Source organism: Sphingomonas sp. Root241 (genome assembly GCF_001428865.1).
GTDB lineage: Bacteria > Pseudomonadota > Alphaproteobacteria > Sphingomonadales > Sphingomonadaceae > Sphingomonas.
On record NZ_LMIV01000003.1, the window covers coordinates 403762 to 426751 of the forward strand.

Annotated in this window: 16 protein-coding genes; 9 read left to right on the forward strand and 7 right to left on the reverse strand. The window is 65.8% G+C overall.

The window, feature by feature from the left end; genetic code table 11:
- The first annotated feature begins 1 nt into the window (after window position 1).
- Both modB and ASE13_RS17025 read left to right on the forward strand, forming a co-directional pair.
- Complete coding sequence (gene modB, locus ASE13_RS17020) at window positions 2–691, forward strand: molybdate ABC transporter permease subunit (RefSeq protein WP_056618829.1); 690 nt, start codon at window positions 2–4, stop codon at window positions 689–691.
- Window positions 681–1292, forward strand: coding sequence for an ATP-binding cassette domain-containing protein (locus tag ASE13_RS17025; protein WP_056618831.1), 612 nt, complete (start codon window positions 681–683; stop codon window positions 1290–1292). The genes modB and ASE13_RS17025 overlap by 11 nt, the downstream gene beginning before the upstream one ends.
- A 147-nt stretch (window positions 1293–1439) precedes the next feature.
- Here the strand turns inward: ASE13_RS17025 and ASE13_RS17030 are convergent, their stop codons facing one another.
- Genes ASE13_RS17030 through ASE13_RS17040 form a run of 3 tightly spaced genes read right to left on the reverse strand, consistent with a single transcriptional unit; the run spans window position 1440 to window position 3100 of the window.
- Entirely contained in the window at window positions 1440–2303 is an 864-nt protein-coding gene (locus tag ASE13_RS17030) for a 2-dehydropantoate 2-reductase (RefSeq protein ID WP_056618834.1), read from the reverse strand.
- On the reverse strand, window positions 2300–2809 hold the full coding sequence (locus ASE13_RS17035) for a DUF1993 family protein (protein ID WP_056618836.1): 510 nt from the start codon (window positions 2807–2809) through the stop codon (window positions 2300–2302). The genes ASE13_RS17030 and ASE13_RS17035 overlap by 4 nt, the downstream gene beginning before the upstream one ends.
- Window positions 2810–2842: 33 nt before the next feature.
- Window positions 2843–3100, reverse strand: coding sequence for a DUF6894 family protein (locus ASE13_RS17040; protein WP_056618839.1), 258 nt, complete (start codon window positions 3098–3100; stop codon window positions 2843–2845).
- 234 nt (window positions 3101–3334) lie between these two features.
- Between ASE13_RS17040 and ASE13_RS17045 the strand changes: the two genes are divergently transcribed.
- The 3 genes from ASE13_RS17045 to ASE13_RS17055 all read left to right on the forward strand — a co-directional run bounded on the left by ASE13_RS17045 (window position 3335) and on the right by ASE13_RS17055 (window position 5461).
- Window positions 3335–4087 carry a Crp/Fnr family transcriptional regulator gene (locus ASE13_RS17045; RefSeq protein ID WP_056618845.1) on the forward strand — a complete coding sequence of 251 codons (753 nt, stop codon included), beginning with the start codon at window positions 3335–3337 and terminating at the stop codon, window positions 4085–4087.
- A 244-nt stretch (window positions 4088–4331) separates the two neighbouring features.
- The gene (locus ASE13_RS17050) at window positions 4332–4892 is read left to right on the forward strand and encodes a hypothetical protein (protein ID WP_056618849.1); all 561 of its coding nucleotides are present in this window, start codon (window positions 4332–4334) and stop codon (window positions 4890–4892) included.
- Window positions 4893–4915: 23 nt separating this feature from the next.
- Entirely contained in the window at window positions 4916–5461 is a 546-nt protein-coding gene (locus tag ASE13_RS17055) for a hypothetical protein (protein WP_056618852.1), read from the forward strand.
- Window positions 5462–5553: 92 nt separating this feature from the next.
- On the opposite strand, the gene rpoC is transcribed toward ASE13_RS17055, so the two are convergent.
- On the reverse strand, window positions 5554–9849 hold the full coding sequence (gene rpoC / locus ASE13_RS17060; RefSeq protein ID WP_056618854.1) for a DNA-directed RNA polymerase subunit beta': 4296 nt from the start codon (window positions 9847–9849) through the stop codon (window positions 5554–5556).
- 80 nt (window positions 9850–9929) lie between these two features.
- Entirely contained in the window at window positions 9930–14084 is a 4155-nt protein-coding gene (rpoB, locus tag ASE13_RS17065; RefSeq protein WP_056618856.1) for a DNA-directed RNA polymerase subunit beta, read from the reverse strand.
- Window positions 14085–14456: 372 nt separating this feature from the next.
- On the opposite strand from rpoB, the gene ASE13_RS17070 reads away from it, so the two are divergent.
- Entirely contained in the window at window positions 14457–15788 is a 1332-nt protein-coding gene (locus ASE13_RS17070) for a hypothetical protein (RefSeq protein WP_156404954.1), read from the forward strand.
- A gap of 116 nt (window positions 15789–15904) precedes the next feature.
- Window positions 15905–17833: a CocE/NonD family hydrolase gene (locus ASE13_RS17075; RefSeq protein WP_056618860.1), complete on the forward strand. Its 1929-nt coding sequence runs from the start codon at window positions 15905–15907 to the stop codon at window positions 17831–17833.
- A gap of 52 nt (window positions 17834–17885) precedes the next feature.
- On the opposite strand, the gene ASE13_RS17080 is transcribed toward ASE13_RS17075, so the two are convergent.
- Window positions 17886–19259 (reverse strand): hypothetical protein, encoded by a 1374-nt coding sequence (locus ASE13_RS17080; RefSeq protein ID WP_156404955.1) that lies wholly within the window; start codon window positions 19257–19259, stop codon window positions 17886–17888.
- The gene (locus ASE13_RS17085; RefSeq protein ID WP_056618866.1) at window positions 19240–19929 is read right to left on the reverse strand and encodes a hypothetical protein; all 690 of its coding nucleotides are present in this window, start codon (window positions 19927–19929) and stop codon (window positions 19240–19242) included. The genes ASE13_RS17080 and ASE13_RS17085 overlap by 20 nt, the downstream gene beginning before the upstream one ends.
- A 198-nt stretch (window positions 19930–20127) precedes the next feature.
- Here ASE13_RS17085 and ASE13_RS17090 point away from each other — a divergent pair, with 198 nt between their 5' ends.
- Window positions 20128–21528, forward strand: a complete 1401-nt coding sequence (locus tag ASE13_RS17090) for a M16 family metallopeptidase (RefSeq protein ID WP_056618870.1) — start codon at window positions 20128–20130, stop codon at window positions 21526–21528.
- On the forward strand, window positions 21528–22937 hold the full coding sequence (locus tag ASE13_RS17095; RefSeq protein ID WP_056618873.1) for a M16 family metallopeptidase: 1410 nt from the start codon (window positions 21528–21530) through the stop codon (window positions 22935–22937). The genes ASE13_RS17090 and ASE13_RS17095 overlap by 1 nt, the downstream gene beginning before the upstream one ends.
- The last annotated feature ends 53 nt before the right edge of the window (window positions 22938–22990 follow it).

The following is a 22990-nucleotide window of genomic DNA, read 5'->3' on the forward strand; positions in this document are numbered from 1 at the left end:
GATGCTGACGCCCGAGGAATGGGGCATCGTCGCTTTGTCGCTCAAGGTGGGCGGCGTGGCGGTGCTGGTCAGCCTGCCGCTGGCGTTCGCATTGGCTTGGCTGCTCGCGCGGGTGCGGTTTCCGGGGCGGGTGCTGCTCGACGCGCTGGTGCATCTGCCGTTGGTGGTTCCCCCGGTGGTGACCGGCTGGCTGCTGCTGCTCACCTTCGCTCCCGCGGGACCGATCGGCGCGTGGCTGGAGAGCTGGTTCGGGGTAAGCGTCCTGTTTCGCTGGACCGGCGCGGCGGTCGCGGCGGGCGTGATGGCGCTGCCGTTGATGGTGCGCGCGATCCGCCTGTCGATCGAAGGTGTCGACCGGCGGCTCGAACAGGCGGCGCGGACCTTGGGGGCGGGGCGCTGGCGGACCTTCGCGACGGTCACGCTGCCGCTCAGCCTGCCTGGGGTGATTGCCGGCGTGGTGCTCGGCTTCGCGCGCGCGCTGGGTGAGTTCGGCGCGACGATCACTTTCGTCTCCAACGTCCCCGGCGAGACCCAGACGCTGCCGCTGGCGATCTACGCCGCATTGCAGACTCCCGGCGGCGAGGCCCTGGTGCTGCGGCTGGCGGGGGTTTCGGTGCTGCTCTCGCTGGCGGCCCTGGTCGCCTCCGAACTGATCGCGCGGCGCGCGGGGCGGGGGCTGCATGTCCTTTGACATCGACGTCGCCAAACGGCTGGGCGATGCCGAGATCGCCTGCCGGATCGAGGGCGGTGCCGGGCTGACGGTGCTGTTCGGACCTTCGGGTGCGGGCAAGACCAGCGTGCTCAACATGGTGGCGGGCCTGGTCGAACCTGATCGCGGGCATGTGCGGGTGCGCGGCGAGGATCTGTTCGATGCCACGCTAGGGCTCGATCTGCCGCCCGAGCGGCGGCGCGCGGGCTATGTGTTCCAGGAAGCGCGGCTGTTCCCGCACAAGCGCGTGCGTGCGAACCTGCTTTATGGCCGGCGTAGCGGCGAGGGCGCCGTCGATGTCGATGAGACGATCGCCTTGCTCGGGTTGGCGGGGCTGCTCGACCGCTGGCCGCGGACGCTGTCGGGCGGCGAAGCGCGGCGCGTGGCGATCGGGCGGGCGCTGCTTTCGAACCCGCGTTTCCTGCTGCTCGACGAGCCCCTGTCGTCGCTCGACCGCGCGCGGCGCGAGGAGATCATGGGTCTGATCGAGCGGCTGCGCGACGCGCTGGGGCTGCCGATCCTGATGGTCACCCACGACCGCGCCGAGGCCGAGCGGCTGGGTAGCCGGATCGTTGAGATCTGATATTCCTCCCTCGCGCAGCGGGGGAGGTGGCACGCGAAGCGTGACGGAGGGGGACCCACCGCAAGCGATGCATGTGCGGCTACGCCCCCTCCACCACTCGCTTTGCGAGCGGTCCCCCTCCCCCGGAGCTTCGCTCCGAGGGAGGATTTAAGCTGCGCTCGCCCCCACCAATGCCGCCAGGGCCTTGTTCAGCGGCGTCGGTATGCCGTGCTTCGCGCCGAGCCGGACGATCACGCCGTTGCGCGCATCGAGCTCCATCGGGCGGCCGGCGACGAAATCGGCGTGGAGCGAATTGACCGAATCCGGATGCGCTTTCCGCGTCCATTCGACGACCTGATCGGCAAGCTCGTCGGGCAAGGTCGCGCCTTCGGCCCGGCCGACCGCGATGCATTCGCGGACCAATCCGCGCATCACTTCGGCCACACCCTCGTCATTGGCGACCTCGGCCGCGCGGCGGGTGATCGCGCTGACGATGCCCGAGCAGTTGATCGCGAGCTTGCGCCATGCCGCGGTGGTGAAGTCGGGCGTTGTCGCGGCGTGGATCACCGTATCCGCGAACAGGGCCGCGAACGCCTCGCCTGTTACGCCCTCGGGCACCAGGATCGTGCCGTCGCGGCGCTGGACGAGGCGGCCGGGGGCAGTGCGTTCGGCGGGTAGGTCGATGATCACCGGGACAATGTGTTCGGACGGCACCATCGGGAAGCGCTCGCGCTGCTCGACGCCGTTCTGGATCACCGCCAGCCGCGTCGCGGGTGCCATCAGCCCCGGCAGCCATGCTGCTGCGGCCGCGCAGTCATAGGTCTTGGTGGTCGTGAGCACCCAATCGACTGGGGTCGCTTTCGCGGGTTCGGTGAGGATGCGGGGCGCTGCGCGGATCACGCCTTGGGGAGTCTCGACCTCGAGATCGGTCAGCGGCGTGCGCGCGCAGACGGTCACATCATGGGTTTGCGCCAGCCACGCGGCGAGCGTCCCGCCGATCGCGCCGGCGCCGATGACTGCGATCCGCGTCATCCCATGCCGCCGATATAGTCCATCTTGCCCAGCGGCACGCCCTTGTGGCGCAGGATGCCGTAGGCGGTGGTGACGTGGAAATAGAAATTGGGGAGCGCGAAGCCGAGCAGATAGTCGCGGCCCTTGAAGTGGAAGCTGCGCGACGGAGTCTTCAATTCGACGTCCGCGTCCTCGCGCCCGTCGATCGCCTCGCGCGGGACCGAGTTCAGGAACGCCACCGTCGCGGCGATGCGCGCCTGGAGGTCATCGAAGCTCGCTTCGGTATCGGGCATCGCCGGCGGCTCGATCCCGGCGAGGCGTGAGGCGGCGAACTTGGCGGAGTCGCTCGCGCGCTGGATCTGTCCGGTCAGCGGCGCCATGTCTTCATAGAGCCGCGCACTGAGCAGATCGTCATGCGCGATGCCGTGTTCGTCGGCATGCGCGCGCGCCTTTTCGAGGAATGCGGCCATCGCCTTGAAGCCGCGGAGGAAGACGGGGACCGAGAGGTCGTGGAGATGGGTTGCCATGCGCGCCGGAATAGGGCGGGGAGCGCAGCTTGGCTAGCCGGGCTGAGGCGTCGGCCAGACGATCGTCAGCGCATCGGCGAAGCGGAGCCGGTGGACGACCGCGCCAGCCTCATCCTCCACGTCGATCATCTGGTCGAGGTCGAGCTGGCCCGTCCGAACCTCTGCGCCGAGCAGGCCACGAGCCTCGACGAGAGTCGCCGTGACGATCGCTTCGTGGCTGTCCAGCTCGCGTCCCTCGGGATCGAGCAGAACGTCGATCCCATCGCGCAAATGGAAATAATATAGCGGCATCACGGCGTTCCGATGAGCGGGAGCGCAAAGTCCTCCAGCCGCCAAGGCTCGATCTCGAAACTTGGCGATGGATGATTCTACTCCGATCTCCGCGTCATTCAACTCAAACACAACATTTGTTCGGTTTATATAGAGCCTCGTATGTTATGGCAGTGGTATCGCCATACGATATCTCGGCCATTGGCGACTGAGAGAGGCTCGTGCTCCCGCCCAGAACAGCGGGAGTATGTTGCAATGGCAGATGCTGACCACCCGCTCAGTCCGTTGATCCGGCGGCTCGACCGCAATCATTCGCTGACGCACGAAGATCGCGATGCGCTGCTGGCGCTTCCCTATAAATTACGCTGGCTGGAAGCGGCCACCTATACCGTGCGCGAGGGCGATAAGCCGCGGACCTGCGGCGTACTGGTTTCGGGCTATGCGTTCCGCCAGAAGATCACCGGCGACGGCGCGCGCCAGATCATCGGGCTGCACATCCCCGGCGAGGCGCTCGATTTCCAGAATTTGTTCCTCGAAGTCTCGGACCACAACGTCCAGATGCTTACCCGCGCCGAGATTGCGGACGTCCCCATGACGGCGTTCCAGCAGATCGCGCTGGAGCGGCCCAATGTCGGCAGGGCGATCCAGGTGACATCACTGGTCGAGGCGTCGATCTTTCGCGAATGGGTGCTCAATGTCGGCCGCCGGGATTCGCGTAGCCGGCTGGCACATCTGCTCTGCGAATTCGCGTTGCGGCTGGAGGCGAATGGCTTGGCGCGGCCCGACCATGGCTATGAGCTGCCGATGACGCAAGAGCAGCTCGCCGACGCAACCGGCCTGACGTCGGTGCACGTCAATCGCGTGCTCAAGGTGCTGGAGACGGAGGGGCTGATCGTCCGCAATCGCCGCAACATCAGCTTCCCCGATTGGCGGCGGCTGCGCGAGGTGGGCGATTTCAACCAGCGCTATCTGCATCTGCGCGATCGCGAGGAACTGGGCGTCTTTTAGGGCCGAAGGTCCGATGGACGCGTGTTTCAGAACCCCGATCCGTCCAGGCGATGTGACTCGACACACCGCCCCGGACACGCTGGTGGTGCTCGACCGGCGGTGCCTCCGCGACGTCGGCGATTTCGGCAAATGCCATTCGCACCATGCGGTGTGAGGAGTCGCGCCGAAAACCCCTTGCAGCTTGAACAAAGTTTGGCCTAGCTTCGGCTAAATGCCGGGGGGCTCCGTGATCTATCTGTCAAGAATGGCTGCGTACGCGGCCGTGATTTCCGTGTCGATCGGCGGTGCCGCTGCGCAGGTGTCGGCGCCGCAAGCCGGCGAAGCTGCCGTCGCCGGCATCGTTCGCTTGCCGGCGTTGACGCCGGTGGAATTCGAATTCGCCGGCGCTTTGAACTCGAAGACCAGCAAGATCGACGACATGTTTCCGATCCGTCTGACTGCGCCGATCGTGATCGATGGGGTGATCGCCGTTCCGGCCGGCACCACCGGCGAAGGCCAGGTCGTCCATGCCGCCAAGGCCGGCGGGGCGGGGAAAGCGGGCGAGCTGATCGTGACGGTTCGCTATCTCGAGCATCGGGGCGTTCGGATCCCGCTGCGCCGCTTCCGCATGGGAGGGCTGGGCATCGGTACCGATCGGCGCGACGGTGCACTGGGGGTCAGCATGGTGATCCCGTTTTCTGGATTTCTCATGCGCGGAGGCGAGAAGACGATCGAGGCAGGGGCTCGCGCCAATGCGATTATCGCCACCGACATTGAAATCCCGACGGCGCCCGAGGCGGCTCCGGCGGGTGAGACGCAATCATGAGGTTCAACGGGAGGGGAGTAGGAATGAGGGTATTTATCGGATCGACGCTGCTGCTGGCGTCTATCGCATGCGCTACGCCGGCCAGCGCACAGGAAGCGGCCCCTACGGTCGAAACGGCGGCCATCCCGGCGGCTGCGCCCACCCCCCCGGCACCTGCTCCGGCGATCATCACCAAATCCGGTACGATCGGCGAGGCGCCGGCGGGCAAGGCGCAGATCGTGTTCTGGCGCCCCGGCAGCCTCATGGGAATGGCGCTCGGCTGCACCGTGCGCGAGGGCGAAGGCGCCGGGGAGATCGAGGTCGCTCGGCTAGGGGCGGGGAAATATTGGGTCCACACCGCCGAACCCGGCAAGCACGTTTATTACACTACCGGCGAGGCGACCGATCGGCTCAACATGGAGCTGGAGGAAGGCGAAACCTATTTCGTCCGCTGCTCAATCGGCATGGGCATCATGTCCGGCCGGGCCCAGGTATCGCCATCGGATCGCGCGACCTTCGCCGATCGCGCGAAGAAAATGAAGCTGTGGAACAAGAAGGACGAGAAGGAAAAGGCTGCGAAGACCAGCTGACCGTCTGATCGCCGACAAAGAAAAAGCCGCCGTCCGGTCTCCCGGGCGGCGGCTTTTCTTTGTTCAGCGCGTGAGCGGCCGAACGGAAGCGATCACTCGCTCTCGTTCAGATACTCGCCGGCGTCCGCGTCGGTGCCGTGGCCCGAGGGGACCACGCTGGCCAGCGCATCGTCGCCGGTGCCGCCGGCGTCGCGGGTCGAGCGGGCCAGTTCGGCGGCATGCTCTTCCGCGGCCGAGTTCGGCGCGATCAGCGAGGCTTCGTTCATGCGGCGCTGGGCCACACGAAGCGCCGCGTCACGCGACGAGGCTGCGACACGCAGGCGGTTCATGCCCGCGCCGGTGCCGGCGGGGATGAGACGGCCGACGATCACGTTCTCCTTGAGGCCGAGCAGGGTGTCCTGCTTGCCCTGGACCGCCGCCTCGGTGAGGACGCGGGTGGTCTCCTGGAACGACGCCGCCGAGATGAAGCTGCGGGTCTGCAGCGACGCCTTGGTGATGCCGAGCAGGATCGGCTTGCCCTGTGCGGGGGCCTGGCCCTTTTCGAGCTTTGCGTTGACCTCGTCCATTTCGTCGCGATCGAGCTGCTCGCCCACGAGGAGCGTGGTGTCGCCGGACTCGATGATCTCGACCTTCTGCAGCATCTGGCGAACGATCACCTCGATGTGCTTGTCGTTGATCTTCACGCCCTGCAGTCGATAGACTTCCTGGATTTCCGACACGAGATATTCCGCGAGCGGCTCGATGCCGAGCACCTCGAGAATGTCGTGCGGATCGGGCGAACCGCCGATCAGGTTGTCGCCACGCTTGACGTAGTCGCCTTCCTGGACGTCGATCACCTTCGACTTCGGAACCAGATACTCCACGACCTCGCCGCCGTCCTCGGGCATGATCCCGATCTTGCGCTTGGCCTTGTAGTCCTTGCCGAACACGACGCGGCCCGAGACCTTCGCGATGATCGCGTTCTCCTTGGGCTTGCGTGCTTCGAACAGCTCGGCGACGCGCGGCAGACCGCCGGTGATGTCGCGGGTCTTGGCGGACTCGCGGCTGACACGGGCCAGAACGTCACCGCCCTGAACCTGTGCACCGTCTTCGACCGAGAGCACCGCGCCTGCCGCCAGCATGTAACGGCCGGCCTCCTCGGCGCTTTCGCCGGTGAGGGTCAGGCGCGGACGCAGATCCTCCTTCTTGGCGGAGATGCCGCGATTCTCGGTGACGACGCGCTGGGCGATGCCCGTCGCTTCGTCGACCTGCTCGGTCATCGTCTTGCCTTCGATCACGTCGACATACTTCACGGTGCCGGGGTTCTCGGTGATCACCGGCATGGTGAACGGATCCCACTCCGCCATGCGGTCACCCGCAGAGACGATGTGGCCGTCGTCGAACAGCACATACGCACCGTAGGGGATGCGGTGCACCGCCAGCTCGCGGCCGTCCATGTCGACGATCGCGATCTCGCCCGAGCGGCTGAGCACCACGCGGCGGCCACGCTGGTCGACGATGATGCGCAGATCGCGATACTCGATCGTGCCGTCGACCGGCGCTTCGAGGTTCGACTGCTCGTTGAGCTGCGCCGCGCCGCCGATGTGGAAGGTCCGCATCGTCAGCTGGGTGCCCGGCTCGCCGATCGACTGCGCCGCGATGACGCCGACCGCTTCACCGATGTTCACCGGGGTACCGCGGGCGAGGTCACGCCCGTAGCACTTGCCGCAGACACCGATCCGCGCTTCGCAGACCAGCGGCGAGCGGATCTTCATCCCCTGGATGCCGATGGCTTCGATCTGCGTGATCATCGCCTCGTCGAGCAGCGTGCCCGAAGGGATGATGACTTCGTTGGTCTTGCTGTCGACCACGTCCTCGGCGGTGGTACGGCCGAGGATGCGCTCGCCGAGCGACGCGATGGTCGAGCCGCCCTGCACGATGGCACGCATCTCGAGCGCGCGCTCGGTGCCGCAATCCTCCTCCATGACGACGCAATCCTGCGACACGTCGACAAGGCGGCGGGTGAGGTAGCCCGAGTTGGCGGTCTTCAGCGCGGTATCCGCGAGGCCCTTGCGGGCGCCGTGGGTCGAGTTGAAGTACTCAAGGACGGTCAGGCCTTCCTTGAAGTTCGAGATGATCGGCGTCTCGATGATCTCGCCCGAAGGCTTGGCCATCAGGCCGCGCATGCCGGCGAGCTGCTTGATCTGCGCCTGCGAACCGCGGGCACCCGAGTGGGCCATCATGTAGATCGAGTTGATGTCCTTCTCGCGGCCCTTGTTGGGGCCGTCCTCGTAGCGCTTCACCGCCTTGATCTCGTCCATCATGGCGCCGGCCACCTGATCGCCGCAACGGCTCCAGGCGTCGATCACCTTGTTGTACTTCTCCTGCTGGGTGATCAGGCCGTCCTGATACTGCTGCTCGTAATCCTTCACGAGCGCGCGGGTCTCGTCGACCAGGCCCACCTTGGCGTCCGGGATGATCATGTCGTCCTTGCCGAACGAAATGCCCGCCTTGAACGCATGGCGGAAGCCCAATGCCATGATCGCGTCGGCGAACAGCACGGTCTCCTTCTGGCCGGTGTGGCGGTAGACCTCGTCGATCACGTCGCCCACGTCCTTCTTGGTGAGGAGGCGGTTGACGGTCTCGAACGGCACCTTGTGCGACTGCGGGAGCGTCTCGCCAAGCAGCATGCGGCCCGGCGTCGTCTCGTAGCGCTTCATGCTGACGACGCCATTCTCGTCGGTCTGCGGCACGCGGCTGATGATCTTGGTGTGCAGCGTAACCGCACCCGCGTTCAGCGCCTGGTGGACCTCCGACATGTCGGCGATCAGCATGCCCTCGCCGGGCTCGCCTTCCTTCATCATCGACAGATAATAAAGGCCGAGGACCATGTCCTGCGACGGCACGATGATCGGCTTGCCGTTCGCGGGGCTGAGGATGTTGTTGGTCGACATCATCAGGACGCGCGCTTCCAGCTGGGCCTCGAGGCTCAGGGGGACGTGCACGGCCATCTGGTCACCGTCGAAGTCGGCATTGAACGCCGAGCAGACCAGCGGGTGAAGCTGGATCGCCTTGCCTTCGATCAGCACCGGCTCGAACGCCTGGATGCCCAGACGGTGGAGCGTCGGCGCGCGGTTGAGGAGGACCGGGTGCTCGCGAATGACTTCGTCGAGGATGTCCCAGACTTCCTTGCGCTCCTTCTCGACCCACTTCTTCGCCTGCTTGAGGGTCATCGACAGACCCTTGGCGTCGAGGCGGGCGTAGATGAACGGCTTGAACAGCTCGAGCGCCATCTTCTTCGGCAGGCCGCACTGATGCAGCTTGAGTTCTGGACCGGTCACGATGACCGAGCGGCCCGAATAGTCGACGCGCTTGCCGAGCAGATTCTGGCGGAAGCGGCCCTGCTTGCCCTTGAGCATGTCGGACAGCGACTTGAGCGGACGCTTGTTGGCGCCGGTGATCGTGCGGCCGCGGCGGCCGTTGTCGAACAGGGCGTCGACGGCTTCCTGCAGCATGCGCTTTTCGTTGCGGACGATGATGTCCGGCGCACGCAGCTCCATCAGGCGCTTGAGGCGGTTGTTGCGGTTGATCACGCGGCGATACAGATCGTTGAGATCAGAGGTCGCGAAGCGGCCGCCGTCCAGCGGCACCAGCGGGCGCAGCTCGGGCGGGATGACCGGAACGACGTCGAGGATCATCCACTCCGGGCGATTGCCCGAATCGATGAAGCTCTCGACGACCTTGAGGCGCTTGATGATCTTCTTGGGCTTGAGCTCGGACTTGGTGACCGCGAGCTCCTCCAGAAGCTCCTTGCGCTCGCCTTCGAGGTCGAGGTCCATCAGCATCTGCTTGACGGCTTCGGCACCGATGCCGGCCGAGAAGGCGTCCTCGCCATACTCATCCTGCGCGTCGAGCAGCTCGTCCTCGGTGAGGAGCTGATACTTCTCGAGCGGGGTCAGGCCCGGCTCGATGACGATATAGGCTTCGAAGTACAGCACGCGCTCGAGCTGCTTGAGCTGCATGTCGAGCAGCAGGCCGATGCGCGACGGCAGCGACTTCAGGAACCAGATGTGCGCGACCGGGGCGGCGAGCTCGATATGGCCCATGCGCTCGCGGCGGACCTTCGAGACGGTGACCTCGACGCCGCACTTCTCGCAGACGATGCCCTTGTACTTCATGCGCTTGTACTTGCCGCACAGGCACTCGTAATCCTTGATCGGACCGAAGATGCGCGCGCAGAACAGGCCGTCACGCTCGGGCTTGAACGTGCGATAGTTGATGGTTTCCGGCTTCTTGATCTCGCCGAACGACCACGAGCGGATACGGTCCGGCGAGGCGATGCCGATCTGGATCTGGTCGAAGGTCTCCGGCTTGGCCACCGGGTTCGCGAAGTTGGTCAGTTCGTTCATTTCTGTTTCCTCATGGGAGGACAATTTCTCTGGGCAAAGGGGAACAAGTGTCACTCCGAAGTTGACACTCGATCCTGTCCTTATTCCGCAGCGATCTGGACGCCGTCGCTATCGAAGCCCGGCTCGTCGTTCTTGAGTTCGACGTTGAGGCCCAGCGAGCGCATTTCCTTGACGAGCACGTTGAAGCTCTCGGGAATGCCGGCCTCGAAGGTGTCGTCGCCCTTGACGATCGCTTCATAGACCTTGGTGCGGCCGACCACGTCGTCGGACTTCACCGTCAGCATCTCCTGCAGGGTATAGGCTGCGCCGTACGCCTGCAGTGCCCAGACCTCCATCTCACCGAAGCGCTGACCACCGAACTGCGCCTTACCACCCAGCGGCTGCTGGGTGACGAGCGAGTAGGGGCCGATCGAACGCGCGTGGATCTTGTCGTCGACCAAGTGGTGCAGCTTGAGCATGTAGATGATGCCCACGGTGACCTTGCGATCGAACGCCTCGCCGGTGCGGCCGTCGAGCAGGGTCGACTGACCCGAGGTGTCGAGGCCCGCCAGGGCCAGCATCTCGGAAACGTCGGCCTCGCGTGCGCCGTCGAACACCGGAGTCGCCATCGGCACGCCCGGCTTCAGATTGGTCGCCAGCTCGATGATCTGATCCGAGCTGCGTGCCTCGATCTCGGCGGCATAATGGTCGCCATAGACTTCCTTGAGGCGCGACTTGACCGCATCGGGCATCTGCCCGCCGGTCGCGTCGGGATTGGCATGGCGCCAATCCTCGAGCGCGACGCCGATCTGCTGGCCGAGCTGACGCGCGGCCCAGCCGAGATGGGTCTCGAAGATCTGACCGACGTTCATGCGCGAAGGCACGCCCAGCGGATTGAGCACGAGATCGACCGGCGTGCCGTCCTCGAGGAACGGCATGTCCTCGGCCGGCAGGATGCGCGAGATGACGCCCTTGTTGCCGTGACGGCCGGCCATCTTGTCGCCCGGCTGCAGCTTGCGCTTCACCGCGACGAACACCTTGACCATCTTGAGCACGCCCGGCGGCAGCTCGTCGCCCCGCTCCAGCTTCTCGCGGCGATCGTCGAACTTCTCGCGGATGCGCTTCACGGCCTCGTCATACTGGCCCTTCACCGCTTCCAGGTTCGACTGCATCGCGTCGTCCTGGACCGAGAACTTCCACCATTCGTGACGATCGACGCTGTCGAGCAGGTCGGCGTCGATGGTGGCGCCCTTCTTGAGGCCCTTCGGCGCCGCCGTGGCGACCTGACCGATGAGCATCTCCTTCAGGCGCGACCAGGTGGCGCGATTGAGGATGTTGCGCTCGTCGTCCGAGTCCTTCTTCAGGCGCTCGATCTCCTCGCGCTCGATCGCCAGCGCGCGCTCGTCCTTGTCGATGCCGTGGCGATTGAAGACGCGGACGTCGACGATCGTGCCGGCAACGCCCGGGGGCAGGCGCAGCGAGGTGTCGCGCACGTCCGAGGCCTTTTCGCCGAAGATGGCGCGGAGGAGCTTCTCTTCCGGCGTCATCGGCGATTCGCCCTTCGGCGTGATCTTGCCGACGAGGATGTCGCCCGGCTCGACCTCTGCACCGATGTACACGATGCCCGCCTCGTCGAGGTTGCGAAGCGCTTCCTCGCCGACGTTCGGGATGTCGCGCGTGATGTCCTCGGGCCCGAGCTTGGTGTCGCGGGCCATCACTTCGAACTCGTCGATATGGATCGACGTGAACACGTCGTCCTTCACGATCCGCTCGCTGATGAGGATCGAATCCTCATAGTTGTAGCCGTTCCACGGCATGAACGCGACGAGCGCGTTGCGGCCGAGCGCGAGCTCGCCGAACTCGGTCGACGGGCCGTCGGCGATGATGTCGCCGGCGTTGACCACGTCGCCCACCTTCACCAGCGGACGCTGGTTGATGCAGGTCGACTGGTTCGAGCGCTGGAACTTCATCAGCGTGTAGATGTCGACGCCGCTCTGGGTGGCTTCGACATCACCCGAGGCGCGGATCACGATGCGGGTCGCGTCGACCTGGTCGACGACACCCGAACGGCGTGCGCCGATCGCGGCGCCCGAATCGCGGGCGACGGTCTCTTCCATGCCGGTGCCGACGAAGGGCGCTTCCGCCTTCACCAGCGGCACGGCCTGGCGCTGCATGTTCGAGCCCATCAGCGCGCGGTTGGCGTCGTCGTTTTCCAGGAACGGAATGAGCGACGCGGCGACCGAGACGAGCTGCTTGGGGCTGACGTCCATCAGTGTGATCTGCTCAGGGAGCGCCATCAGGAACTCGCCCGCCTGACGCGACGAGACCAGCTCCTCGGTGAAGCGGCCTTCTTCGTCGAGCTCGGCGGAAGCCTGCGCGATCGTGTGCTTGGCCTCTTCCATCGCCGACAGATAGACGACGTCGTTGGTCACCTTGCCGTCGATGATGCGACGATAGGGCGTCTCGATGAAGCCGTACTTGTTGACGCGGCTGAACGAGGCCAGCGAGTTGATCAGGCCGATGTTCGGGCCTTCGGGCGTCTCGATCGGGCAGATGCGGCCATAGTGCGTCGGGTGAACGTCGCGGACTTCGAAGCCCGCGCGCTCGCGGGTGAGGCCGCCCGGCCCGAGCGCCGAGACGCGACGCTTGTGCGTCACTTCGGAGAGCGGGTTGGTCTGATCCATGAACTGCGAGAGCTGCGACGAGCCGAAGAACTCGCGCACCGCTGCGACCGCGGGCTTCGCGTTGATCAGGTCGTTCGGCATGACCGTGGACACGTCCACAGAGCTCATGCGCTCCTTAACGGCGCGCTCCATGCGGAGCAGGCCGACGCGGTACTGGTTCTCGAGCAGCTCGCCCACGGAGCGAACACGACGATTTCCGAGATTGTCGATGTCGTCGACTTCGCCCTTGCCGTCCTTGAGGTCGACGAGGGTCTTGACCACGGCGAGGATGTCCTCGGTGCGGAGCGTCGTGACGGTGTCCTCGGCGTCGAGGTCGAGGCGCATGTTGAGCTTGACGCGGCCGACGGCCGAGAGGTCGTAGCGCTCCGGATCGAAGAACAGGCCGGCGAACAGCGATTCCGCGGTTTCGAGCGTCGGCGGCTCGCCGGGGCGCATGACGCGGTAGATGTCGCTCAGCGCCTGCTCGCGCTCCTCGGCCTTGTCGACCTTGAGCGTGTTGCGGATCCACGGACCCGTCGAGATGTGGTCGATGTCGAGCAGCTCGAGGCGCTCGATGCCGGCCTTGTCCAGCAGTTCGAGATTCTCGGCCGACACTTCGTCGCCCGCCTCGATGTAGATCTCGCCAGTCGATTCGTTGATCAGGTCATAGGCGCTGTAGCGGCCGAAGATTTCCTCGGTCGGGATCAGCAGCGTCTCGAGGCCATCCTTGGCGGCCTTGTTCGCCGCGCGCGGCGAGATCTTCTGGCCGGCGGGGAACACGACTTCGCCCGACTTGGCGTCGACGATGTCGAACATCGGCTTCGCGCCGCGCCAGTTCTCGGCGGCGAACGGGATCTGCCAGCCGCCCGGACCGCGGACATAGGTCACGCGGTTGTAGAAGTGGTTGAGGATGTCCTCGCTGTTGAGGCCGAGGGCGTAGAGCAGCGTCGTGACCGGCAGCTTGCGCTTGCGGTCGATACGGACGTTGACGATGTCCTTGGCGTCGAACTCGAAATCGAGCCACGAGCCGCGATACGGGATCACGCGGGCGGCGAAGAGATACTTGCCGCTGGCGTGGGTCTTGCCGCGGTCATGATCGAACAGCACACCCGGCGAACGGTGCATCTGCGAGACGATCACGCGCTCGGTGCCGTTGATGAAGAAGGTGCCGTTGCCCGTCATCAGGGGCATGTCGCCCATGTAGACGTCCTGCTCCTTAATATCGAGGACCGAGCGGGCTTCCGTATCGGGATCCACCTCGAACACGATCAGGCGCAGCGTGACGCGCATCGGCGCCGCATAAGTGATGCCGCGCTGACGGCATTCTTCGACGTCGAACTTGGGGTTCTCGAGCTCGTAATTGACGAAGTCGAGCTCGGCGGTGCCGGCGAAGTCGCGGATCGGGAATACCGAGCGCAGCGTCTTCTCGAGGCCCGAGACGTAGCCGATCGAGGGATCGCTCCGCAGGAACTGTTCGTAGGATTCGCGCTGAACCTCGATCAGGTTCGGCATCTGCACCACTTCGTGGATGTCGCCGAACACCTTGCGGATGCGGCGCTTCATCGTGCCGCTTTCGATCGCTTTGGTAGCCATGGGTGTTTTGTGCCTCGTCAGCCGTAAAATCACTGCCCCTTTCCGGGGCCGGGACGTGCGAAAGGACGCGAAAAGGCCGCGCGACTTCCTTCTCGGAATTCGGCAGCTTTCAGCGTCCTATGAACTCCACAACTCCAATTCGCACGATGCACTGCGCGACGGCGCATCATTTCCCGGTGCTGTGGTGTGAGTGGCGATATAGGGAACGGGGCCGCGTCTGTCAAACCGGCGGTGGAACCTTTTTGCCTTTGGAAAGTGCGGCGATTTTGCGGCTGAACGCTGAATTAACGGTGTAATTCGCCGCTCGCGGGCCACGTTCCGGCGCACGTCGCGGTGCCGAGGCCGGGTTCCATTCATTTAACCTTCGTTATGATGAAGAAACCACTCCTCAGCCCCCGCGCCGCGCTGTTTATCGGTGCCGCGCTCCTAGCAACCCCGGCCTTCGCGCAGGAAACGCCCGCGACCCAGACCGTGACGCCGCCGCCGATCCTGGTGACGCCGGCGCCGGCTCCGGCACCCGCGACGGCGCCGCGCGTCGAGATGGCGCCGTCGGCACCCATCGTCCAGCCCGCGCCGCCGCCAGGACCGGTGCCCGGCACCGAAGTGACGCCGCGTGCCGAGACACGGGCTGCACCCCGTGCCGAAACGCGTGCCGCAGCGCGGCCGGCACCCGCCCGCCAGACCACCCGCACCACGACGACGACCACGCGCCAGGCCGCTCCGGCACCTGCGCCGGCTGCCGCTCCGGCCGCGCCCGCCGCTCAGGCGCCGGCGCCCGCTGTCGAGGCACCTGCGCCGACGGCCGTGACTCCGGCGCCCGAGACCGCCGCGCCGCCGCCGGCCGTCGAGACGACGCAGACCGAGACGAGCAGCGGTCCGGGCCTTGCCTGGCCGTGGCTGCTCGGCGGCCTGCTGCTGGTGCTCGCGGGTGCCGCTGCGCTGCTGCTGATGCGCCGCCGCCGGGACGAGCCGGAATATGTAGCGGAGACCGTGGTTCGCGAGCCCGAAGCGCCGCGCGCTTCTGAAGCGCCGGTTGCCGCTGCCCCGATCTCGGCGCCGCGTCGCGAACCGGAGCTGACTCCGTTCATGGCTGCGACGGCCGCCGCCGCTACGCCCGCCGCCGCCGCCGCGGAACCGGAGACCTTCGCCGAGGCGCGTACCGAGGCCGAGCTCGCCGAGCCGGAGCGCGAGGACCTCGCCGGCGTCACCGACGCTCCCGCGCCGGTCTCGAACCGCCCGTGGCTCGAGTTCGGGCTGCGCCCGGTCCGTGCCGGCACCAGCGAGGAAGAGGCTCTGGTCGATGTCGAGCTGACCGTCGGCAATTCGGGCGACGTTCCCGCCCGCGACGTCCGCATCTCGACCTTCATGCTCGCCGATGCCGAGTCGGGCGAAATGGAGAGCCTGCTCACCGGGGATCGCGGCGACACCGCCGTGCCGCCGGTCACGATCGAGCCCGGCGACGGCACGCGCATCGACGCGCACCTCGCAGTGCCCAAGGGCGAAATGGGCCGGGTGTTCAACCCGGTCGTGGTCGCCGAGGCGCGCTATACGCTTCCCGACGGCAGCGAGGGCCGCACCTCGGCCCGGTTCAAGATCGGGCGCCCGTCGCCGGTAGCGGAAGGGGTGGGTCCGATCGGCGCGACTCGGCCGCACATGGTCGAGAGCGTGGAGGCGGAACTGCTGGGAACCCCCGAACACGCCTGAACTCCCGGACAAACCCAGGAAACACGAGCCTGTCCTTACCTTGGTGGGGGCAGGCTCTTCCTTTTGGTGCGGCTTTGGACGTATCGGTCTGGCTTCCCAGGGAGACACAGATCAAAATGAAAAAGTCGCTCGTCGCATTTCTCGCCGCCACTGCGCTGATCCCCGTGGCCCATGCCCAGCAGACCGCGGCCCCTTCCACCTTCAACGACATTCCGGCGAAGTTCGACCCGCCAGCCCAGCCTTCGGACTTCATCAAGCGCGAAGTGATGATCCCGATGCGCGACGGCGTGAAGCTCTACACCGTCATCGTCATCCCCAAGGGCGCGAAGAACGCGCCGATCCTGTTCACGCGCACGCCCTATAACGCCGCCGGCCGCGTCAAGCGCACCGATAGCACGACGATGATCAACGCGCTGCCCGAAGGCGACGAGGTGTTCGTGCGCGACGGCTATATCCGCGTGTTCCAGGATATCCGCGGCAAGTACAAATCCGAGGGCGAATATGTGATCACGCGCCCGCCGGTCGGCCCGCTCAACCCGACCAAGGTGGATCACACCACCGACGCGTGGGATTCGATCGACTGGCTGGTCAAGAACACCCCCGAGAGCAACGGCAAGGTTGGCATGCTCGGCTCGAGCTATGAGGGCTTCACCGTGGTGATGGCGCTGCTCAACCCGCACCCGGCACTCAAGGTCGCCGCGCCCGAGAGCCCGATGATCGACGGCTGGATGGGCGACGACTGGTTCCATTACGGTGCCTTCCGCCTCGCCAATATCGGCTGGATCGGCTCGCAGACCGGCTACAAGGGCGACGGCAAGGCGCCCAACCGGCCCGAATGGGACGATTACGAGACCTTCCGCCGGATCGGATCGGCGGGCGAGTGGGCGAAGCAGTTCGGCTATGACCAGCTGCCGGCGTGGAACAAGATGAGCCAGCACGTCGCCTATGACGAATTCTGGCAGGGCCAGGCGCTCGACAAATTGCTTGCCGCCAATCCCTCGAACGTGCCGACCCTGTGGGAGCAGGGCATCTGGGATCACGAGGACATGTACGGCGCGATCCACGCCTTCGAGGAGATCCAGAAGACCCGCGCGGGCGACAAGAACTTCCTGCTGATGGGGCCGTGGCGCCATTCGGGGTTCAACTATAATGGTTCGTCGCTCGGACAGCTCAATTTCGAAGGCGACACGGCACTTCAGGCGCGGCGCGACATATTGCTCCCGTTCTTCAATGCGTATCTGAAGGACGGCGCACCTGCCTTCACGCCCGCCAAGGCGAGCTTCTACAATACCGGCGAGAACCGCTGGGACTATCTGAGCAAATGGCCGCTCGCTTGCGAAACCGGCTGCGACGCGAAGCTCACGCCGATCTATTTGAAGCCCGCCGAAGGGCTCGGCTTCGACAAGCCAGGGGCGGGATCGGACTCCTATGTCTCCGATCCTTCCAAGCCGGTCCCGCATCTGCCGCGCCCGGTGAACTTCGGCGACGGCCGCTGGTCGACCTATCTCGTCACCGACCAGCGCTTCGTCGACGGCCGCACCGACGTGATGACCTATGTCACCGAACCGCTGACCGCCCCGGTCCGCGTCTCGGGCGCGCCGCTGGCGGACCTCTTCGCGAAGACCACGGGCACCGACGGCGATTTCGTGGTCAAGGTGATCGACGTCTATCCGGACGAGATGGCGACGAAGAAGGAAATGGGCGGGTTCCAGCTGCCGATCGCGATGGACATCTTCCGCGGCCGTTACCGCAATTCCTTCGCCAGGCCCGAGCCGATCCCGGCGAACAAGGTGCAGGAGTACAAGTTCCGCCTGCCGACGGTGAACCACGTCTTCCAGCCGGGGCACCGGATCATGGTGCAGGTCCAGTCGAGCCTGTTCCCGGTCTATGACCGAAACCCGCAGAAATACGTCCCCAACATCTTCTTCGCGAAGAAGTCGGATTACCAGAAGGCGACGGTGACGCTCGTTTATGGCGGGGCGCAGTCGAGCGCGGTGCTGCTGCCGGTGGTGCCGCTCGATCAGTCGGCAGCGAAGGCGAAGTAAGGCGCGCGGGCGGCAAAGGCTGCCGCCCGGCACAGCGGCGCGCGCACTGCGATCAATGGGTCGGCAGGGTCTTTCCCACGGTGTTCGGCGCGTTGGTCTCGTCGCGCCGCGCGGCTTGCCTTAGCCATTCGTCATAGCTGTGCTGCAACGCCTCTGGCGGTTCGGTCATCTGCGTGACCAGCGCCAGGGCGTTGCTCGCCGGATCGTCGATCTCGAAGGGATCGCGTTCGCGAAACGCCGTGTAGACGCGCTTCAGCGCGCCCTTCTCCTGCAGATAGAGCGCGAAATAGCGCGCGGTGGCCAGGTGCGTCGCCACGCGTTCGGTCGGGCCCATGAAGCCGGTGCTGCTGCTGCCGGTCATGTCGAAGGCGAACCACGGGCTCGTTATGACGCTCTCGAGCGAGGGCCGCATCTCCCAGGCAATGTCGAGCACGCGTCCCCGCCAGTTCGGCAGCCCCACCTGCCGGCCGTCGCGGAAGGCCGAGACTTCGTAGAGGCTGGCGATGCCCTCATCGAGCCATTGCGGAATGTCTCCGAAGGAGGCGCGCACGAGCAGATGGAACAGCTCGTGGAGCAGCGTGCCCGCCTGGGTGCCGCGGATCATCGCGACCGTGGAAAGGTCTTCCTGGAACGCATAGCCGAGCGTCACCGGGTTGACGTCCAGCCCATGGATGTCGCGCGCCGCGCGGCGCACTCCGGCGATGTCGGGAGTGAGATAGAGAGTGAGGTGGTAGTCGGGCGGCTCGATGCCATATTCGGATCGCAGGAAGCCGACATAATTGTCGAGTATCGTCGCGATCGTCCCGAGCTGCGCATCGGTCTGGCCAGCGGTGGTCACGAACGCATAGCGGCCGATCACCTTGATCCGTGCGCCGACCGGCGCGATGTCACGCAACGTCGCGGGCACCCGGGCGGCCTCGCTCAGTGGCACCAGCCGCCGCTCCAGTTCCGCCGGATCGATCGCGCGCAGCTGGCGTGCGGGATAGCTGGCGACCGCGTCGCGGGTCGAATACATCTTGCCGCGGGCGGACGCCCCGGCCGGAACCAGCCGCTGCAACGCGCTCCGGTCCTGCGGCGATACCACCGCGAGCTGGCCCGCGGCCCGGCAGCGATCGCGCTCGCTCGTCACCCGCAGTTTGTTTTCGCTGCTGAGCGCATAATTGTAGAGAATGAGGTTCAGCATCCGCGCGCCCCGGTCGCGCTGTCCCGATATCCGGCATGCGCTGGTGCCGAGCATATAATCGATCTCGGGAGTCCGGCCGTATGGTGCTCGGCGCCATTCCGAAAGCGGGGGGAAGGCCTGGCGATAAAGTGTCTCCAGCCAGTGCTGCCGGCCTTCGCGGTATTTCTCCCGCTGGGCGTGCGCGTCCGGCGCCATCGCCGCGAACGTGCACGCTGCTGCAAGGCTAGCGATCAGGTACCGCATTGTTCTCTCCATTCGATACGCCGTGGAGCTCCGCATCTTCCGCGCGTCGTGCTTCAGGGTCCGACAAGTCGCGGGGCGGGGGCAAAGCGGCCTCGCTCGCCTGGCGTGCGCCGATATAGACGGGCACGTCGCTGGTCGTGAATTCGAAGCTCGCGGTCAGCGTCACGATCATCAGCACCGTCCCGAGCACCGCGAGGACGATGCCAGGCGAGCTGGTGGCGAGCGCGTTCTTGAGTCCGGCCTGCTCCATCGAGAGCTGGGTCTGCTCCTCGCGCAGCCTGGCGAGGATGAAGACCGCGCCGACAAAGGCCAGGATCATCCCGGTCAGGAAACCCAGGTGGCGCGTCCAGGCGCGGAGCAGGAGCGTCGCGTTGACCTGCGCATAGCGATGGCGAAGCGTCTCCTGCTCGAGCAGCACCAGCGTCTTCCAGCGCAGATAGTCCTGGTCGGTCGCGCCTGCTCCCGCCTGCGCCTCGAACCTGATCAGCGCCTGCTCGATCTGCCCGCTGGGCTGGAACGATACTGCAGTGCCCAGGCGGTTAAGTTGAATCACCGAGGATGCGAAGAAGAAGATCGCCATGAGCGAGATCGCAATAATCGCGAATGGAAGCAGCCGACGTTGCCACCGGGCGAGTTCGCGGGCTTCGAAAGCTGGCGCAGGCTGGTTCATGCGGTTCCCCCCGACTCGATCTAGCATAATGGCACCTCCAACGCATCGTTTGTTTGCCTGATGGCGAAGCAGGGGTGGCGGTTACTTGCGGATGCCGCGCCGCCAGCTCCGGCGGCGGAAGCGACGATAGGGCTTCCCGTAGTTCCGGCGTATCGCTACGCTAATACAGTAGGTGATTCTGGGGAAGGTTCGGAAGTCATGAGGAAGTGGAGCCTCGCGCTTGCCCTGGCGGCGGCCGCAATCCCTGCGGCGGCACTCGCCCAGCCGGCCCGGTCGGCAGCGGCGAAGCTGCATGTCGACATGCAGTATTTCACGCTGCCCAACGGCCTCAAGGTCGTGCTGTCCAGGGATCAGATCGCGCCGACGGTGACGATCGCGACCTATTACGGCATCGGCTTCCGCGTCGAACCCAAGGACCGCACCGGCTTCGCGCATCTGTTCGAGCATCTGATGTTCCAGGGATCGAAGCATGCGCCCAAGGGCGTGTTCGACCAGACGGTGACCAATTCGGGCGGGATCAACAACGGTTCGACCCGTTTCGATTTCACCAATTACTATGAGGTTCTGCCGTCGAGCGCGCTCGAGCGGATGCTGTGGCTCGAGGCCGATCGCATGGCGAACCCCGCGATCGACCAGACCGTGCTCGCCAACCAGCAGGGCGTCGTCGGCAACGAGGTCAAGGTCAACGTCCTCAACCAGCCCTACAGCACCTGGCCGTGGATCGACCTGCCGATGCTGGCCAACACCAATTGGTATAACAGCCACAATTTCTACGGCGATCTGAAGGAGATCGAAGCGGCGACGGTGCCCGACGCCAAATCCTTCTCCGAGGCATTCTATCGCCCCAGCAACGCCGTGCTCGTGATCGCCGGCGACATCGACTATGCCGCCACCCGCGCGATGATCGAGAAATATTTCGGTCCGATCGCGAAGAAACCCGCAGTGGTTCAGCCCGACATCTCCGAGCCGCGCCAGACCGCGGAGAAGTTCAGGAGCCGCGTCGACGCGCTCGCGCCCAAGCCGGGCTATGCCGCGGGCTATCATGTGCCCGATCGGGGAACGCCCGAATGGTATGCGATGGGGCTGATCGACCAGATCCTGCTCCAGGGCGACGACAGCCGGCTGTACCGCAAGCTGGTGCAGGAAACGGGGATCGCCGGCGAAGTGGGTGGCGGGATCAACGGCGATCTCGGCGACATGTTCGATTATCGCGGGCCGATGCTGTGGAGCTTCAGCTTCACGCACGATCCGACGCACAGCCGCGACCAGATCACCAAGGCCGTCGACGACGTCATCGAAGGCATCCGCACCAAGCCGGTGACCGCCGCCGAGCTGGAGCGCGCGCGCACGAAGATGCGCTCGGACCTTTACGGCACGATCGACAGCGGCGGGCGGATCGGGCTGATCAACCTGCTCGCGGTCTATGCCCTGTTCGACAATGATCCGCAGGCAGTGAACCGCATCGAAGAGGGCTTCGCCAAGGTGACGCCCGTGCTGATCCAGAAGACCGCGCAGGAATATCTGCGGCGCACCAATCGCTCGATCTACGTCATCGAACCCGGCGCTGCGAAGGCTGCCGGTGCACAAGGAGGCAAGTGATGCGGCGCACGCTCATCGCACTCTCGCTGGCTCTCGCCGCCGCCATGCCTGCGCTGGCGCAGGATTTCCCGCCGCCTCCGCCGGTGGGCGAGCCCAAGCCGTTCAAGCTGCCCGCGACCGAGACCTTCACGCTCGCCAACGGCATGCAGGTAACCCTGGTGCCCTATGGCATCGCGCCCAAGGCAATGGTGTCGCTCCGCGTCCGCGCGGGCAACGCCGTCGAAGGTGAACAGACCTGGCTCGCGGATCTCACTGCCGAAATGCTCAAGGAAGGCGCCGCGGGCCGCTCCTCGGCCGATCTCGCCACCGCCGCGGCGGGCATGGGCGGCGAACTCGGCGTCGGCGCGGGCACGCAGACGACGCAGATATCGATCAACGTGTTGTCCGAACATGCGCCGGAGGCAGTCGCGCTGATTGGCGACGTCGCGATCCGCCCGACATTGCCGCCCGGCGAGCTCGCCCGGATCAAGGCCAATCTCGCGCGCCAGCTGTCGGTCGCATTGTCGCAGCCGGGCACGCTCGCCGACGCGGCGCTCGCCCGGACGATCTACGGCCCGAACCATCCTTATGGCCGCACGATCCCGAGCCAGGCGCAACTCGCCGCTTATACGATCGATGACGTGAAGCGCTTCCATGCCGGCCAGTTCGGGGCGAAGCGCGCGCATCTCTACATCGCCGGACGCTTCGATGCAGCGGCGGTCAAGGCTGCGATCACGAAGGCGTTCGGCGGCTGGGCCGCGGGTCCCGCGCCGCTCGCGCTCGCTGCGCCGCACCAGCCGGGGCCCCGCGTCGTGCTGATCGACCGCCCCGATGCGCCGCAGACCACGCTCCGGCTCGCCTTCGATGCGTCGCTCGCGGGCAGCGAAGCGGACATCCCGCAGCGTGTGACCAACGAGCTGCTCGGCGGCGCGTTCAGCTCGCGCATCACCACCAATATCCGCGAGACCAAGGGCTATACCTATTCGCCTAATTCGGCAGTGGCGTTCGGCCCCGGCGACGCGCTGTGGACCTTCGACGCCGATGTGACGACGAACGTCACCGGCGCCGCGCTGACCGAGGTCTTCAAGGAAATCCGGCGGATGCAGAGCGAGCCCGCGCCGATCGAGGAATCGAAGGGCATCCGCACCTATATGGCGGGGCTGTTCGCGATCTCGAACTCGACCTCGTCGGCGCTGGCCAACACGCTGGCGACGCGCGACTTGCTCGGCCTGCCCGGCGACTGGACCGATCGCTACGTGCCCGCCGTGCTCGCGGTCGAGCCCGCGGCGATGATGGCTTCGGCGAAGGCGAGCTACCCGCTCGACAAGCTGACCCTAATCGTGGTCGGCGATCTCAAGACCGTCGAGCCCCAGCTCAAGGCATTGCCGGAGCTGGCCAATGTTCCGTTTCAGCGGGTAACCGTGCCATAAGCGGCGAAGCGGTGCCGGAACGCGCCGCGTGCAGCTGAAATTCACGTTGGAAC

What these genes read in the sequence shown, in the direction of transcription:
- modB (WP_056618829.1), top strand. Translation starts at nt 2, where the DNA reads ATGCTGACGCCCGAGGAATGGGGCATCGTCGCTTTGTCGCTCAAGGTG.
- ASE13_RS17025 (WP_056618831.1), top strand. Translation starts at nt 681, where the DNA reads ATGTCCTTTGACATCGACGTCGCCAAACGGCTGGGCGATGCCGAGATC.
- ASE13_RS17030 (WP_056618834.1), bottom strand. Translation starts at nt 2,303, where the DNA reads ATGACGCGGATCGCAGTCATCGGCGCCGGCGCGATCGGCGGGACGCTC.
- ASE13_RS17035 (WP_056618836.1), bottom strand. Translation starts at nt 2,809, where the DNA reads ATGGCAACCCATCTCCACGACCTCTCGGTCCCCGTCTTCCTCCGCGGC.
- ASE13_RS17040 (WP_056618839.1), bottom strand. Translation starts at nt 3,100, where the DNA reads ATGCCGCTATATTATTTCCATTTGCGCGATGGGATCGACGTTCTGCTC.
- ASE13_RS17045 (WP_056618845.1), top strand. Translation starts at nt 3,335, where the DNA reads ATGGCAGATGCTGACCACCCGCTCAGTCCGTTGATCCGGCGGCTCGAC.
- ASE13_RS17050 (WP_056618849.1), top strand. Translation starts at nt 4,332, where the DNA reads ATGGCTGCGTACGCGGCCGTGATTTCCGTGTCGATCGGCGGTGCCGCT.
- ASE13_RS17055 (WP_056618852.1), top strand. Translation starts at nt 4,916, where the DNA reads ATGAGGGTATTTATCGGATCGACGCTGCTGCTGGCGTCTATCGCATGC.
- rpoC (WP_056618854.1), bottom strand. Translation starts at nt 9,849, where the DNA reads ATGAACGAACTGACCAACTTCGCGAACCCGGTGGCCAAGCCGGAGACC.
- rpoB (WP_056618856.1), bottom strand. Translation starts at nt 14,084, where the DNA reads ATGGCTACCAAAGCGATCGAAAGCGGCACGATGAAGCGCCGCATCCGC.
- ASE13_RS17070 (WP_156404954.1), top strand. Translation starts at nt 14,457, where the DNA reads ATGAAGAAACCACTCCTCAGCCCCCGCGCCGCGCTGTTTATCGGTGCC.
- ASE13_RS17075 (WP_056618860.1), top strand. Translation starts at nt 15,905, where the DNA reads ATGAAAAAGTCGCTCGTCGCATTTCTCGCCGCCACTGCGCTGATCCCC.
- ASE13_RS17080 (WP_156404955.1), bottom strand. Translation starts at nt 19,259, where the DNA reads ATGCGGTACCTGATCGCTAGCCTTGCAGCAGCGTGCACGTTCGCGGCG.
- ASE13_RS17085 (WP_056618866.1), bottom strand. Translation starts at nt 19,929, where the DNA reads ATGAACCAGCCTGCGCCAGCTTTCGAAGCCCGCGAACTCGCCCGGTGG.
- ASE13_RS17090 (WP_056618870.1), top strand. Translation starts at nt 20,128, where the DNA reads ATGAGGAAGTGGAGCCTCGCGCTTGCCCTGGCGGCGGCCGCAATCCCT.
- ASE13_RS17095 (WP_056618873.1), top strand. Translation starts at nt 21,528, where the DNA reads ATGCGGCGCACGCTCATCGCACTCTCGCTGGCTCTCGCCGCCGCCATG.